The organism is Rhodococcus sp. P-2, assembly GCF_016598535.1.
Taxonomy (GTDB): domain Bacteria; phylum Actinomycetota; class Actinomycetes; order Mycobacteriales; family Mycobacteriaceae; genus Rhodococcus_F; species Rhodococcus_F baikonurensis.
In genome coordinates this window covers 4,273,606-4,288,406 of sequence record NZ_CP066779.1, presented here as the reverse complement: position 1 = coordinate 4,288,406, position 14,801 = coordinate 4,273,606, and the positions used below count along the sequence as shown (strand labels likewise).

13 protein-coding genes are annotated in these 14,801 nt (G+C 63.7%); 3 read left to right on the top strand and 10 right to left on the bottom strand.

Going from position 1 to position 14,801, the window contains the following annotated elements:
• Position 1: 1 nt before the first annotated feature.
• The 9 genes from mraY to I7X09_RS20265 all read right to left on the bottom strand — a co-directional run bounded on the left by mraY (position 2) and on the right by I7X09_RS20265 (position 10,461).
• Positions 2-1,084: a phospho-N-acetylmuramoyl-pentapeptide-transferase gene (mraY, locus tag I7X09_RS20305; RefSeq protein WP_003941699.1), complete on the bottom strand. Its 1,083-nt coding sequence runs from the start codon at positions 1,082-1,084 to the stop codon at positions 2-4.
• The gene (locus I7X09_RS20300; RefSeq protein ID WP_200313385.1) at positions 1,081-2,649 is read right to left on the bottom strand and encodes a UDP-N-acetylmuramoyl-tripeptide--D-alanyl-D-alanine ligase; all 1,569 of its coding nucleotides are present in this window, start codon (positions 2,647-2,649) and stop codon (positions 1,081-1,083) included. The genes mraY and I7X09_RS20300 overlap by 4 nt, the downstream gene beginning before the upstream one ends.
• Positions 2,646-4,280 carry a UDP-N-acetylmuramoyl-L-alanyl-D-glutamate--2,6-diaminopimelate ligase gene (locus I7X09_RS20295; RefSeq protein WP_124569357.1) on the bottom strand — a complete coding sequence of 545 codons (1,635 nt, stop codon included), beginning with the start codon at positions 4,278-4,280 and terminating at the stop codon, positions 2,646-2,648. The genes I7X09_RS20300 and I7X09_RS20295 overlap by 4 nt, the downstream gene beginning before the upstream one ends.
• 202 nt (positions 4,281-4,482) lie before the next feature.
• Positions 4,483-6,357, bottom strand: a complete 1,875-nt coding sequence (locus I7X09_RS20290; protein WP_095969881.1) for a peptidoglycan D,D-transpeptidase FtsI family protein — start codon at positions 6,355-6,357, stop codon at positions 4,483-4,485.
• Complete coding sequence (locus tag I7X09_RS20285) at positions 6,354-6,998, bottom strand: hypothetical protein (RefSeq protein WP_095969880.1); 645 nt, start codon at positions 6,996-6,998, stop codon at positions 6,354-6,356. Before I7X09_RS20285 ends, I7X09_RS20290 begins: the two co-directional genes overlap by 4 nt.
• Positions 6,995-8,008, bottom strand: coding sequence for a 16S rRNA (cytosine(1402)-N(4))-methyltransferase RsmH (gene rsmH, locus I7X09_RS20280; protein ID WP_007730079.1), 1,014 nt, complete (start codon positions 8,006-8,008; stop codon positions 6,995-6,997). Before rsmH ends, I7X09_RS20285 begins: the two co-directional genes overlap by 4 nt.
• A gap of 190 nt (positions 8,009-8,198) precedes the next feature.
• The gene (gene mraZ / locus I7X09_RS20275) at positions 8,199-8,630 is read right to left on the bottom strand and encodes a division/cell wall cluster transcriptional repressor MraZ (protein ID WP_003941779.1); all 432 of its coding nucleotides are present in this window, start codon (positions 8,628-8,630) and stop codon (positions 8,199-8,201) included.
• A 595-nt stretch (positions 8,631-9,225) separates the two neighbouring features.
• Entirely contained in the window at positions 9,226-9,672 is a 447-nt protein-coding gene (locus tag I7X09_RS20270) for a DUF3040 domain-containing protein (RefSeq protein ID WP_003941660.1), read from the bottom strand.
• Positions 9,673-9,909: 237 nt separating this feature from the next.
• Positions 9,910-10,461, bottom strand: coding sequence for an SAV_6107 family HEPN domain-containing protein (locus tag I7X09_RS20265; RefSeq protein WP_234036645.1), 552 nt, complete (start codon positions 10,459-10,461; stop codon positions 9,910-9,912).
• A gap of 147 nt (positions 10,462-10,608) precedes the next feature.
• Between I7X09_RS20265 and I7X09_RS20260 the strand changes: the two genes are divergently transcribed.
• From I7X09_RS20260 to I7X09_RS20250, 3 genes are all read left to right on the top strand, one after another.
• On the top strand, positions 10,609-11,214 hold the full coding sequence (locus I7X09_RS20260) for a GNAT family N-acetyltransferase (protein WP_200313383.1): 606 nt from the start codon (positions 10,609-10,611) through the stop codon (positions 11,212-11,214).
• A complete protein-coding gene (locus tag I7X09_RS20255; protein ID WP_200313382.1) occupies positions 11,211-12,809 on the top strand; it encodes a phytoene desaturase family protein in 1,599 nt (532 codons plus the stop codon). The genes I7X09_RS20260 and I7X09_RS20255 overlap by 4 nt, the downstream gene beginning before the upstream one ends.
• 70 nt (positions 12,810-12,879) lie before the next feature.
• Positions 12,880-13,659: an LppM family (lipo)protein gene (locus I7X09_RS20250; RefSeq protein ID WP_234036644.1), complete on the top strand. Its 780-nt coding sequence runs from the start codon at positions 12,880-12,882 to the stop codon at positions 13,657-13,659.
• Between the two features lie 43 nt (positions 13,660-13,702).
• On the opposite strand, the gene I7X09_RS20245 is transcribed toward I7X09_RS20250, so the two are convergent.
• Complete coding sequence (locus I7X09_RS20245) at positions 13,703-14,692, bottom strand: methylenetetrahydrofolate reductase (protein WP_020908084.1); 990 nt, start codon at positions 14,690-14,692, stop codon at positions 13,703-13,705.
• Positions 14,693-14,801 lie beyond the last annotated feature (109 nt).

Below are 14,801 nucleotides of genomic sequence, written 5' to 3'. Positions count from 1 at the left end.
TTCAGCCTCCGAGCGCTGCGAGGTATTCGCTGTAGAAGAGTGCCAATCCGATCGCCGACGCAATAGCAGCCAGCAACCAGAATCTGATGATCACCGTGGTTTCAGCCCACCCGGCGAGTTCGAAGTGGTGATGGAACGGCGCCATTCGGAAGACCCGCCGTCGGCTGGACCGGAACACCGCTACCTGGATCACCACCGACGCGGCCTCCGCGACGAACAGCGCACCGATGACAACCATCAACAGTTCCGTGCTGGTGGTGATCGACAACCCGGCGAGCATGCCGCCGAGGGCAAGAGAACCGGTGTCGCCCATGAAGATCTTGGCGGGTGCGGCATTCCACCAGAGGAAACCGATGCACGCGCCGGCGCCGGCCGCGCAGAGCACCGCAAGATCGAGGGGATCTCGGACGTCGTAGCAACCCTTGCCGGGGTTGGTCTCACACGAGTAGCGGAACTGCCAGAACGTGATGATGACGTAGGCGCCGAGAACGAAACTCATTGCTCCGGCGGCCAGTCCGTCGAGTCCGTCGGTCAGGTTGACGGCATTGGACCACGCGCTGACCAGTAGGTAGCAGAAAGCGATGAAGACCACGGACCCGAGTGAGACGGTAGCGATGTCGCGAACGTACGACAGATGAACACTGCCCGGAGTCAGCCCGTCGTCACCGCGGAACTGAAGGGCCAAGATTCCGAAGGCAATGGCAGCGACGAACTGGCCGACCAGCTTCGCTGTCTTGTTCAGTCCGAGATTGCGCTGCTTGCGGATCTTGATGAAGTCGTCGAGGAAACCGACTCCACCGAGCGCGGTGGTCAGACCGAGAACGAGTAGGCCGGACGCCGATGGCCCCTCCGCGTTGTCCATGCCGAGACCGATGAGGTGTGAGCCGAGATAGCCGGCCCAGATTCCGGTCAGGATCGCGACGCCACCCATTGTCGGAGTGCCGCGCTTGGCCTGGTGACTGGCTGGACCTTCGGTTCGGATTTCCTGCCCGAAACCTTGTTTCGAGAACGCCTTGATCAGGATCGGCGTGAGCATGATGGAGACCGCCAGCGCGATGCCTGCGGCGAGAAGAATCTGGATCACTGCGAATCCCCGCCGTTCTCGCCATCGCTGTTCTCATCACCGGTGTTGTCGCTGTCGGCGCTGGGTGTTGCGGCCAGAATCGCTTCGGCGACCGTCCACAGTTCGACCGACTTGGACGCCTTCACCAGGACGAGATCGCCCGGTTCGAGTTCCGCTTCGAGAATGGCGATTGCCGCAGCTGCGTCGGGCACGACGACGGACTCGTCACCCCACGACCCCTCCATCACCGCTCCTTGATGCATCGCACGCGAAGTGCGGCCCGTTCCGACGACGATCAACTTGCTCACATCGAGTCTGACGGCAAGGCGACCGATCGCGTCGTGCTCGACAACCGATTCCGGTCCGAGCTCACCCATCTCACCGAGCACAGCCCAGCTACGGCGCCCGAAGTGCCGATCCGATCGCGCCATGGACACCAACGCCTTGAGGGCGGCGCGCATGGAATCGGGATTGGCGTTGTAACTGTCGTTGACGACGGTGACGCCGTCGGCGCGCTCGGTGACTTCCATCCGCCTCGCGGACGCTGCCCTCGTGCCCTCGAGGACACGTGCGATGTCGGCAACCGTGAGGCCGTTCTCGAGTGCGACGGCCGCAGCGGCAAGAGCATTGCTCACGTGATGTTCGCCGTGAACGGCCAATCGAATACGTGCAGAACCCTGTGAACAGTTCAGCGTGAAGGAAGCCCTGGCCTGGTCGTCGACAACCACGTCGGTCGCCCGAACGTCGCAGTCTTCCGACTGACCGACGAATACGATCCGGGCCTTGGTTCGACTCGCCATTGCGGCGACCATGCGATCGTCGGCGTTGAGCACCGCAACTCCACCGTCGGCTGCCGACGGGAGTGCTTCCACCAGTTCACCTTTGGCGACCGCGATCGCTTCACGCGAACCGAACTCACCGAGATGGGCGGTACCCACGTTGAGAACGACGCCGATCTTCGGCGGCGCGATCTTGGTCAGTTCGCCGACGTGACCGACTCCACGGGCCGACATCTCGAGGACGAGGAAGCGGGTCTTCTCGTCGGCGCGGAGCACGGTCCACGGCAGACCCAGTTCGTTGTTGAACGAGCCTGGTGGAGCGACCACCTCGCCGCGCTCGCGAAGCAGCGCCGCAATCAGGTCCTTGGTCGAGGTCTTGCCTGCCGAACCGGTGACACCGACCAGAGTCAGCCCGCCCCCCGAAGCCGACCCCTCTGCCGCCAGTTCGTCGACCACGGCCCTGGCCAGGAGGCCGAGGGCATGCAAGACGGCAGCCCCCGATCCGTCTGTGTCGTGTTCGAGCAACATCACCGCGCTCGGACCGTCGCTCGGTACCGACGGGACAACTATCGCCGGAACCCCGACCGGCCGCGCCGCGAGCACCGCCACAGCACCGGCTGCCACCGCCGCTTCCGCATGGTCGTGACCGTCGACGCGTGCGCCGGGGAGTGCGAGAAACAGTCCACCTGGACCAGCCTTGCGCGAATCGAATTCGACGGTTCCTGTCACCTGAGTCGACGGATCGTCGACGTCATGCAGGGTTCCTCCGACGATCTCGGCGATCCGAGAGAGCGTCATCGGGATCATTGCTTGCCTCCATGTGCTGTGTTGATCGCGAATCGGCCGATCATTTCGCCCAACACCTCGCGGTCGTCGAATGGGTGTTTGACCCCGTCGATTTCTTGACCCACTTCGTGGCCTTTGCCTGCGACCAGAACTACGTCGCCTGGCTGCGCCCACCGAACCGCCTGCTCGATCGCGAGCGCTCTGTCCCCCACTTCGCGAACCTCGCCTCGTTCGGATTCGGGAACGTCGACGGCGCCTCGCATCACCGAAGCGCGAATTTTCGCCGGATCCTCGGTGCGCGGGTTGTCGTCGGTGACGATCAGCAGGTCTGCGCCCCTCGCACCAGCTTCGCCCATGAGGGTGCGTTTGCCGGCGTCGCGGTCACCGCCCGCACCGACGACCACAGCCACTCGACCGGGAACCTGATTGCGCAGGGTGGCGATCACGGCTTCGAGCGCTGCCGGTTTGTGGGCGTAGTCGACCACCGCCAAGAAGCTCTGCCCGCGGTCGATCCGCTGGACGCGTCCGGGGACATCCACCGTTCCGAGTGCTCGAACAGCAGCGTCCGGATCGAGTCCGGCCGCGAAGCTGACAGTCAGCGCCAAGGCTGCGTTGGCCACGTTGTATCGACCCGGGAGGCGAAGCGAGACGGGCCACGATTGTCCGTCCGGCCCGACCAATTCGAAGGTCTGCGAGCCGTCCTCGGCAACCTCGACTGCGCCGACCTTCCACTCGGCCTCGGCCGTCGAGGTCGAGACCGTGGTCACCGCATCGCTCTCGTCGGTCGCGGCCAGCTCAGCCATCCGTCGACCCCAGACGTCGTCGACACAGACGACGGCATGCTCGGCTCGCACCGTCGACTCGGGATCGAACAACCGAGCCTTGGCCTGGAAGTACTCCTCGAAGTCCCGATGGAAGTCCAGGTGATCCTGCGAAAGATTGGTGAACGCGCCGATGTCGAAGCGGATGCCGTCGACGCGTCCGAGAGCTAGCGCGTGACTGGACACCTCCATGACGACGGTATCGATCCCCTGCTCTGCCATCACGGCGAACAGAGCATGGAGTTGCGGAGCTTCCGGAGTGGTCAGAGCGCTGGGCACCCGACGGCCGTCGATCCGAGTCTCGATGGTGCCAACCAGCCCCGGCTTGCGGCCGGCTCCGGCAATCGCCGCTTCGAGCAAGTACGACGTCGTGGTCTTGCCGGATGTGCCGGTAATGCCGACGACCTGCATCTTCTCCGAGGGCCGTCCGTAGATCTCCGCTGAGATCTCACCGAGCACATCCCGCGGGTTCGGATGAACGAGAACCGGGACGGACCGGTCGGGCGCCTTGTCAGCGGCCTCGATCAATTCGAGGCCGGCCTCGTCGGTCAAGATCGCGGTCGCACCACGCCCCAGAGCGTCGACGGCGAACTGAGCGCCGTGGGTCCTCGCGCCGGGCAGAGCGGCGAAGAGGTCATCGCTCACGATTCCCTGCGCACGCAGGTCCACGCCCTTGACGACGACCTCGGACGACTGTGATCCCGGTTGCCCGACCCATTCGAGGCGAGCCCCGGACAGTTCGGAGAGCGCCGTGATCGCGGTAGCAACCGGTTGTGTCGGACGCGTCCCGGGAGCGCCGTCCGAGTTCGACGATTGCAAACGATTCGGCACTGTCACTCGACTCCTGGCAATTGTCGTTGTTCTACGGCTGTCGTTGTTCTAAGGCTGTCGTAGGTCTATGGCTGTCATAGGTCTATGGCGGTCGCAGCGCAAGCAAAGTTCCGCGCACTGCGATGAATGAGGTTACTGCGACGTTTGAGATTACCGTGTCCGGGATTCACCCGAAGACCGTGTCGAAACCGACACACCGCAATCAGTCCGCCTGCAACACCAACTTGCGACCGGGGTCCGGCGACATCGGGACACTGTCACGCTGGAGCATCCACGACGCGATGTTGTGGAACAGCGGTGCTGCCGATTGACCGCCGCCGCCGTCCACGCCGCGAACCGGTGCGTCGAGCATGATTCCGATCACGAATCGAGGATTGTCCGCAGGCGCGATTCCTGCGAAGGTGATCCAGTAGTTGGAGTTGGAGTAGCACTTGCATGCCGGATCCACCTGCTGCGCGGTACCGGTCTTTCCGCTGACCTGGTATCCCTCGACGCCCGCGGCAACACCGGTTCCTCGTTGGTTGCCGGTGTCTTCCTGAGTGACCGATCGGAACATGTCCCGAACCGTCGCCGCTGTCTGGGCGCTGACCACCTCGACGCCCTCGGGCTGCGGTGTCTCGGTCCGAGTGCCGGAAGAATCGACAGTCGACTTCACGATCCGCGGAGGAATTCGCACGCCGTCGTTGGCAATGGCCTGGTACATCCCGGTCATCTGCAGGGTTGTCATCGAAAGACCCTGCCCGATCGGCAAGTTCGCGAAGGTTCCGCCGGACCACTGGTCACGACTCGGAACGCTGCCCGCGCTCTCGCCGGGAAGCCCGACGTCGGTGCGTTGACCGAGGCCGAACCTGTTCAGCATGTCTGCGTAGCGATCCTCGCCCACTCGCTGAGCGAGCATCAAGGTGCCGACGTTCGAGGACTTTCCGAACACACCGGTAGAGGTGTACGGAGCCACACCGTGATCCCACGCGTCCTTGACTGTGGCACCGGACATCGTGATGCTGCCCGGGACCTGCAGAACTTCGTCCGGAGTTGTCTTACCGTCCTCGATGGCCGCTGCTGCGGTGACGATCTTGTTCACCGATCCGGGCTCGAACGGCGTACTGACCGACGGATTGCCCATTTCGGCTGTCGGCGCGTTCTTGTCGATGCCGATCGCGGGGTTGAAGGTGCTGTCGTTGGACATGGCCAACACCTGTCCCGTCTTGGAGTCCATGACCACCACCGAGGCGTTCTTTGCGCCCGACTTGTCCTTGGCGATCTGGACCTGCTGCTGAACGTAGAACTGGAGGTCCGAATCGATGGTCAGCTCGACGCCCGAACCGTTGACTGCCGGTTGCTTGTCACGCCAGCTACCGGGGATCACAGCGCCGTCGGAACCGCGGTCGTACGTTTCGGATCCATCGGTTCCGGCGAGCGTGGAGTCCATCGAATCCTCGAGGCCGAGCAAACCGTGCCCGTCCCAGCCGGTCGCGCCGACGAGATTCGCAGCCAGGGAGCCACCGGGGTACTCGCGGATGTCCTGTCGCTCCAGGCCGACCTCCCGGAACTTGTCCGAGATCTCGGCAGCAACTGCCGGATCCACGCTGCGCGCGAGGTACGTGAACGTCTCGTTGCTGTTCATCTTCTGAAGCAGATCTTTTTCCGGAACGGTATCGCCGAGCTTGGCGTGGATTCCGGCGGCGATCTCAGCGAGGCGATCGCTCACTTCCGGCGCCTGCTTGTCACCCTCGGCACCCTGCTCGATGCTCTTGGCGCGCGCTTCCTCGAGTTCCTTGCGTACCCGCACCGGCTGGAAGGTCAGCGCCTTGGCTTCCATCGTGAATGCGAGAGGGTTTCCGTTGCGATCGGTAATCGAGCCGCGTACGGCAGGATCGACCTGCGTCGTGGTTCGTTGATTGGCAGATTCCGCAGCCAGGCTCGGCGCGTCGATTCCCTGAATCCACAAGAGCTGCAATGCCGCAACGGCGAGCGCACCACACATGGTGATGCGACCGACTCGCTGACGAAACGGGAAGGAAGCGGTAGCCGCGCGGCGCGGACGCCGACCGGGGTTGTTACGGGAGTTCTGACTCACCGACGTTCCTCAGGCGGAGCAGGCACCGCCGTCGTGGTGGCGGGTGCTGTCGTCGTGGGGATCACAGGAACCAATTGTTCACTCTGCGCGAGGTTTCGCGTGTTATTCGGAACGCTCGGCGTGGCTCCCGGAACAACGGGTGTCGTTGTGCGCGGAGGCGTCGCGGTCGGTGCGGGCACCGATGTGGGCGCATCGAGCGGCGGCATCGCTCCGGCAGTCGCGGGAGTCGGCGTTCCGACGACCTCGACCGAACCATCGGGATGAACTACCAGGCGTGCAGGGTCCTTGGCGGGGACCATGCCGAGAGCGCTTGCCTGATTTGCCAACTCCGGAGCCGAGTTACGCGACTGGAAGTCGCGTTCGAGCGCTGCTTTCTGCTCGACCAGAGACTGGTTGTATGCACGCGCGTCGCTCAGTTGGTAGGAATCCTCGGCAGCGCGGGTGGTCAGCAGCAGAGTCACCGCGAGACCGATGGACAGAAGTCCGATAACGGAGGCCACGAACGGTACTCGCCCCTTGAGCATCGCCCGAGGAGAGATAGACGGGCCGGCAGCAGCGACAGTTCCGGTCCGGCCTGCCGCCCGTGCGGTGCGCTTGTCGTATGCGCGTTGCGCTGCACCCGATTTGCCCTGACGACTCATGCCCGCCTCCTGGAAATGCGTTCTGCGGCACGCAAACGCACCGGAGCTGACCGTGGGTTCTCTTCGATTTCCTGCTCTGACGCACGTTCTGCGCCACGGGTGAGAATGCGGAACTCCGGCCCCATACCCGGCAACTCGACCGGTAGACCTTCGGGGCTGGTGGACTTCGAGCGGGGAACCAACTCCGCCTTCACAACTCGATCCTCGAGCGACTGGTAGGACATGAACACCACTCGCCCACCGACTGCCAGTGCGTCGAGTCCGGCAGGAACGGCGGCACGAAGCGAATCCAACTCGGCATTGACTTCGATCCGCAGCGCTTGGAAGGTGCGCTTGGCCGGGTGTCCACCCGTACGCCGTGTGGCTGCCGGGATTGTTCGGTACAGCAATTCGACCAGAGCTGCACTGGTGGTGAACGGTTCACGCTCACGCTGCCGAAGGATCTCGGACGCAATCTTTCCGGCGAACCGCTCTTCCCCGTACGTGCTCAGAATGCGAGCAAGGTCGCCGTGACTGTAGGTGTTCAGGACCTCTGCCGCGGTCAGCCCGACCGTCTGATCCATCCGCATGTCGAGCGGAGCGTCGATCGAGTACGCAAAACCTCGGTCGGCTTCGTCCAACTGCATCGACGACACACCCAGATCGAAAAGGATCGCGTGAACCGACTCCGTCGACGGCAGGCCGGCCTGTTCCAGCGCGTCCTCGATCCCGTCGTACGTGGTGTGCACGAACGTCGTTCGGTCCGCGAACGGCGCCAGACGCTCGGAAGCGATACGGAGTGCGTTGGTGTCGCGATCGAGACCGATGAGGTGAAGGCCCGGGTACTTGCCGAGGAAGAATTCGGAGTGGCCACCGAGCCCCAACGTCGCATCGATCATGTATGCGCCTGCGCCACCGTCGCCAACGGCTGTGATGGCAGGACCGAGAAGATCGTCGGCGCGATGCAGTAGTACGGGGACGTGCGCGAAGCCATCGGCATCCGAGGGTTCGTTCACCTCGTGATCCACCATGATTGCTCCGGCTCCTACTTTCATGATTTCCGATGACTTTTCGAAAAGGTGCTGACTTTCCGAGAAGGCGATGACTGTTCGAGAAGGAGAATGCTTCGAGGTCCCTGCCCGAAGGAGAACCTGGCGCTGGGGAAGTGCGTCAGGGTCTTTCCGGGCAGAGGCCTCGCGGCATTCGCCAGGGGCTCTTCGCCTAGACGATCTCGCTGAGAGATTCGCCTGTTGCCTGCGAATAGTCCTCTTCGTTGTCTCCGAGATACCTCTCCCAGGCTGCTAGATCCCAGATCTCGAGGTAATCGACGGAGCCGGTCACTACGCATTCCTTGGACAGGTTTGCGTAACGCCGATGATCAGCCGAGAGGGTGATTCGCCCCTGGGCATCGGCGTGCTGTTCATCTGTGCCGGCGGCCAAGGCACGTACATACGCCCGAGCTGCCGGATCATTGCGTGGAGCTGCCGCTGCCTTTCGAGCAAGCTTGACGAACTCGTCCCGGGGGTAGATGGCGAGGCTGTGATCCTGACTCTTGGTGATCATCAATCCTCCTGCCAGTTCGTCTCGGAACTTTGCCGGCAACGTGAGCCGACCTTTGTCGTCGAGCTTCGGCGTGAAGGTACCGAGGAACACTCGACACCTCCTGCGAGCTTGCGCTGAAACCCTCCCTATCGAGCGGATCGTGCTTCAGCTCTCCGCCCGAACCCACAGTACCCCACTTTCCCCCACAAACAAGGAGCACATGGTCCCTATTCAGCATCATTTGCTGACAAATAGCAGGTCAGCGCAGGTGGGGAGACGTGGGGGAAATTTGTAACCGTGTCCCGGCCCACACCGCCGTCATATCGGCCCTGCACGCCACGATTTGTCGCTCCCCCAGGCAAAATCGCAGTACAAGCGCGGTTTTCGAATAGACGTGAGCGGGACCATGTCTGGTCGTGCGTCGCAGTTCGACCAGGGTGGAGGAAAGTGGAGGGCCGAGTGGAGCGAAGTGGAGGAAGCCCGCGGGAACGGCTGGAGGCGGCCGGGGTGGCGAGTGATTCGCTCGCGCGTCACTGATTCACTTCGATGAATTGCCGGCACACACGTACAACACCCACAACAACGGCGTGTGGCGGTCGGCAACCTTGGTTGCCGACCGCCACACGGTGGTCGTGCGCGCCCCTACACAGGGCGTCATGTCCGAACTGCATCACTCTCGAAGTACGCCCGACCAAGGGCGGGAGAGCTAGTCCTGCTCGAACCTGCGTTTGAATCGATCTTCCATCCGCGACGAGAATCCGCCGCCGGACTTGCGGCCGCGTCCCCGCCCGGATCCGCCGGCACTACCCCTACCCGGCGGACCGGAGGGATGATTGCCACCCTCGGAAGCGGAGTCGGCAGCCGGCGCGGACTTACGTCCACCACCCCAGAGGAACAACACCCCTGCGCCGAACATGAACAAGAAACCGAACAGGCTGATGATCGGAAAACCGCCCGGCTTGAGCGGGAGGGCAACCCCCGCGATCAGCAGGACCAGACCCAGCACGAATAGAGCCGCTGCTTGGAACCGCCGTCTACTCGACGGCGCCCGCATACGGCCGCCCCTCACATTGGAGGCGAACTTGGGGTCTTCGGCATAGAGAGCGCTCTCGATCTGATCGAGCATGCGCTGCTCGTGCTCGGAGAGTGGCACGGTACCTCCCCCGGCACTGGAAGTTTGGCAACCACCCCACGGTGTGGGGCGGCGGGTAATCAAGTTGGACGATTACCTGTTTTCATAATACGAGCAGTTTAGGTCTCGGACCACCAACTCCGGGTACGAGTTCCGCCACAAGCGTACGTATTCGTGCCGAAGGGCCCCGATTCGGCACCATTTGCCCGTGCGGACCAGGAAATTCCCCGGAAACAACTGCCGACACGGACCATTTGTTCACGACGCTCGCAAATGCTCGGACGTGTCCTGACCGATGAAATCTTCGACCGCCGTGAGAAAACGGCCGACCTCGGCGAAGAATGCGTCGGAATCGGAGTCCGTGATCACGATCGACACACCGGTTTCCACGGCCGCACGCGTAGCGGACCACCCTGCGAAGAACTTCGACCACGCTCCGAACGCAGGCGCTGCGGCGTCCATCAAAACCCACGCGTTTCCGCTTCGCTTGCGCTTCGAGCCGGCACCGGCAGGAGCTGCGGCCAACACTGCCCCGGTACCACGTAACGCGGCCAGGTAGGCACACCGGAACCGGTCGGCAGGATCGCCCGCCCCAATCGCTTCCTCGAGAAGCGCATCCGCCTTCCGGAGCAACCCCCACGCCACACCGGACTTTCCCGCTCGAGCAGTGCGGTGGCTGGCGTCCGTCGCGCCGAAGGACCGCCTCGCCGACATCGGCAATCGAGAAATTGCGGCATCCGACGGACTCGACAATTCGGCAGGAAGAGTTCGTTGGCACTTCACACGTTCAGGCTTCACACGCTCGGACATCGGGGCACCTCCTGCACCGTAAGGATCCAAGACCAGGTGGGCCGGAGATGCCCGCTTCCCTTCGGGCATCTCCGGATCACCCACATCGAACATCTGTTCGACCTATTCAATATAGCTGCACCCACCGACACGCCGTCAAGAGAAGAGGTGAGACCGGTCGACCCGCAGATCGCCTGGACACCACATACGGTCGACCTCGATCGCGTAGAATTCGCGAGTCGACTCCACGAGGCACTGGCCGTGTACGTCACTGCGATGGACTATCCGCGAGGAACCGAGTTCCATCGCGCACCGATGTGGCAGGAGCACGCGAACCGGCCTGGCTGGAAGGCCGTCGGCGCATTGGCGGTTCCCCAGCAACCGTCACACGAAAATCTGCCGCTGGTGGGGATCGCTTACGGGTATCGCGGGAGCCCGGACCAATGGTGGCATCAACAGGTACTGCACGGGCTTCGGCGCTCGGGTCGCCCTCAGAGCGAGATCGACGCAATTCTGAGCGACTACTTCGAACTCACCGAACTTCACGTGCATCCGAACGGACAAGGTCACCGATTGGGCGAGTCGCTCTTACGTCATCTCCTCGTCGATCGACCCGAACGTAGCGTTCTGTTGTCGACACCTGAGGTGTTCGACGAGGACAATCGTGCCTGGCGGCTGTACCGCCGTCTCGGCTTTCGTGACGTGCTCCGCAGATTTCGTTTCGCCGGCGACAACCGACCGTTCGCAGTCCTCGGCCGTGGACTACCGCTGTGAGCGCGCTTCTCGACGCCGTCGTCGTCGGCTCCGGACACAACGCGCTCGTTTCGGCCGCCTACCTCGCACGCGAGGGTTGGTCGGTCGAGGTTCTGGAGAAGGACACGGTTCTCGGCGGAGCCGTCTCGACCGTCGAGCGATTTCCCGGATACAAGGTGGACCGGGGTTCGTCGGCGCACCTCATGATCCGACACAGCGGCATCATCGAGGAACTCGGACTCGGCGCGCACGGACTGCGCTACATCGACTGTGACCCGTGGGCGTTCGCGCCGCCCGCTCCGGGCACCGACGGGCCGGGCATCGTGTTTCACCGCGACCTCGACGCAACCTGCCGGTCCATCGAACGAGCATGCGGGACAAAGGACGCCGACTCCTACCGGCGATTCGTCGCCGTCTGGTCGGAGCGCAGTCGACATGTCATGAAAGCGTTTTCCGCACCGCCCACAGGATCGAACCTGATCGGTGCGTTCGGAGGTCTTGCCACCGCACGCGGCAACAGCGAACTGTCGCGGCAGTTCCTCGCGCCTGGCGACGCACTGCTGGACGAGTATTTCGACAGCGAGGCACTCAAGGCTGCGCTGGCGTGGTTCGGCGCCCAGTCCGGGCCTCCGATGTCGGAACCGGGAACCGCTCCGATGGTCGGCTTCGCGGCCCTCATGCACGTCTTGCCGCCAGGGCGAGCAGTCGGTGGGAGCGGCGCACTGAGTGCTGCGTTGGCCTCCCGTATGGCCGTCGACGGCGCCACCGTCGCGCTCGGTGACGGCGTGACGTCGATCCGCCCGAACTCGAATCACTGGACCGCCACAACCGAGAGCGGTCGAGAAGTTCACGCTCGCAAGGTGATCGCCGGGTGCCACATCCTGACCACGCTCGACCTCCTGGGCCGCGGGGGCTTCGACCGAACCACGCTCGATCACTGGCGGCGGAAAATCAGGGTCGGCCCCGGCATCGGTGCGGTACTGCGATTGGCGACTTCTGCGCTTCCGTCGTACCGCGGCGACGCCACGACACGGGACGCTACCTCGGGATTGCAATTGCTCGTTTCCGATCGCGCCCACTTGCGCACTGCACACGGCGCAGCGCTGGCGGGGGAACTTCCTCCTCGCCCTGCGGTTCTCGGAATGAGTTTCAGCGGAATCGATCCCACGATCGCCCCGGCCGGTCGGCATCAGGTGACGCTGTGGTCACAGTGGCAGCCGTATCGCCTCAGCGGTCATCGCGATTGGGCGTCGGTCGCCGAGGCGGAGGCCGACCGGATCGTCGGCGAGATGGAGGCTTGTGCACCCGGATTCGCCGATTCCGTCCTCGACCGCTTCATTCAAACTCCACGAGACATCGAGTCGGAATTGGGGATGATCGGCGGAAATGTCATGCACGTCGAGATGTCACTCGATCAGATGATGTTGTGGCGACCGCTTCCCGAACTGTCCGGCCATCGCGTTCCGGGAGCAGACGGGTTGTATCTGACCGGAGCATCGACGCATCCCGGTGGTGGTGTGTCCGGAGCCAGTGGTCGCAGTGCGGCTCGAATCGCACTGTCCGACAGCCGCCGGGGTAAAGCGAGTCAGTGGCTGCGTCGTTCGAGCAGGTCGTGAAGGTCACCCGCCGAACTTCACCCGCCGACACGCCCCCGCCTCGACGACTGGCTACGCCACGGCTGGCACGATGACCACTGTGCAACAGTCCACCGATCCCGCCGCCAAGCCGACCAGTCGGAAACGTTTCCTGACGGTTGCCGCGCTCGCCCTCATGCTTGTTCCCTTGCTTGCAGGGTGTATTCGCGTGCAGGTGTCGATGGGAGTGTCCGCGAACGATCGTGTGACCGGACAGGTGGTAGCTGCCGCTATTCCGGCGAACGAGGCGGACAAGGGTCCGCAGCTGACCCCGCCTTCGTCACTCGAGGACAAGATACGGGTTCAGGAATACAAGAAGGACGGATACGTCGGCAGCCAGGCGTTCTTCAGCGACCTGTCCTTCGGTGACGTCGCCCAACTGGGCTCCATGTATGCCGAGGGATCCGGGTCGTTCCAGATCACCCTCAAGCGATCCGGGGACACCGTCACGCTCGACGGCAAGGCAGACCTGAAGACGGTCCCAACTCAGGGCGCCGACGTCCAGGTCAGCATCGCCTTCCCGTCACGGGTCGGCACGACCAACGGAACACGAGACGGCGATTCCCGGGTGTCGTGGACCTTGCCCGCCGGCGAGGTGTCGACGATGCGCGCCGAGGTCAACTACGCGGACCCCAGCACCCGAAGCTTCGCCGGGTGGGCGGGAATCATGGCCGGGCTGGCGCTCGGTGTCGCGATTATCGTCGGCGCAATGGCCTGGATGGCGCGCAATCGAGCACCGATCAAGCGCGCGTCCGCCGCGAAAGCACCGGCCATGAAGTCACCTGTCACGAAGCACGCTGACCCCGAGAATCCAAAAAACACCACGAAGTAGCCTCTGGCGGTTGCCCGAATGTCGTCGATCGGGCAACCGGAGATCAGACGGCTTGGGCTGTCCCGACAGAGGTGTCGGGGGTGAGACCGAGGCGCTCGAGGACTTCACTGGTTGCACGCGCGAAATTCAACGTGATGAAGTGCAGGCACGGAGCGCCTTCGGCGATCAACCGCTCTCCCATCTCGGTGGCCAGATCGATGCCGAGCTCTCGGACGGCTGCACGGTTCTCTTCCGGGCCGCTTCCGGCCGCGGCGTCGAATCGACGCTCGAGAGCGGGGGGCAACGACGAGCCCGACAGCTCGAGCATGCGCCGCACCGAGCGCAGCGACGTCACCGGCATGATTTCCGGGATGATCGGCTTGGCGCCCTGTTCTGCGTCGTAAGCACTCACCCGGTCACGAAGACGCAGGTAGTCCTCCACGTCGAAGAACATCTGAGTGATCGAGTACTCGGCGCCGGCACGCAACTTCGACACCAGGTACTTCGTGTCGTATGCCAAGTCCGGAGCGCGGTAGTGCCCCTCCGGGAACGATGCGACGCCGACGTGGAAGTCGCCCAGGTCACGGACCATCCGCACGAGTTCCTCGGCGTACTCGACGCCTTCGGGATGCTTCTTCCACTCGCCGAGGGGATCGCCGGGCGGATCGCCGCGCAACACGAGGATGTTGCTGATGCCACGATCGGCGTAGGCACCGACCATGGCGCGAAGTTCTTCGGTGCTGTGCGACACGGCAGTCAGGTGAGCAACCGGCAGCAGGGTCGTCTCTTCGGCCAGTTCACCGGTGACGCGCACCGTACGATCGCGCGTCGAGCCACCTGCGCCGTAGGTCATCGAGACGAACGCCGGTCCGAGCCGCTCGAAGGTACGCACCGCACGCCACAGGCGCGCTTCGGCGTCCGCGTCACGCGGCGGCGAAAACTCGACCGAGAACGGAATACGGCTACCTGTCGAGGAAGCGATCCGATCGACGATCGACGGTGTTCGGGTGGCCCACCCCTCGCTGGAGCGGCCCCTGACTGGATCGAATGTCACCGGTCAAGCATATGTTTTCCACCTGCAAACAAGCTCATCGCCCAGGACTGCGTATCCCGAATGTCAGGATCACGCAGTTCACGGCCCGAACCGCCGTTGATTCCAACCC

Excerpts from the sequence above, each read along its gene's own strand:
- I7X09_RS20300 (WP_200313385.1), bottom strand. The coding sequence starts at position 2,649 with ATGATCCCGATGACGCTCTCTCGGATCGCCGAGATCGTCGGAGGAACC.
- I7X09_RS20285 (WP_095969880.1), bottom strand. The coding sequence starts at position 6,998 with ATGAGTCGTCAGGGCAAATCGGGTGCAGCGCAACGCGCATACGACAAG.
- rsmH (WP_007730079.1), bottom strand. The coding sequence starts at position 8,008 with ATGGTGGATCACGAGGTGAACGAACCCTCGGATGCCGATGGCTTCGCG.
- I7X09_RS20265 (WP_234036645.1), bottom strand. The coding sequence starts at position 10,461 with ATGTCCGAGCGTGTGAAGCCTGAACGTGTGAAGTGCCAACGAACTCTT.
- I7X09_RS20250 (WP_234036644.1), top strand. The coding sequence starts at position 12,880 with ATGACCACTGTGCAACAGTCCACCGATCCCGCCGCCAAGCCGACCAGT.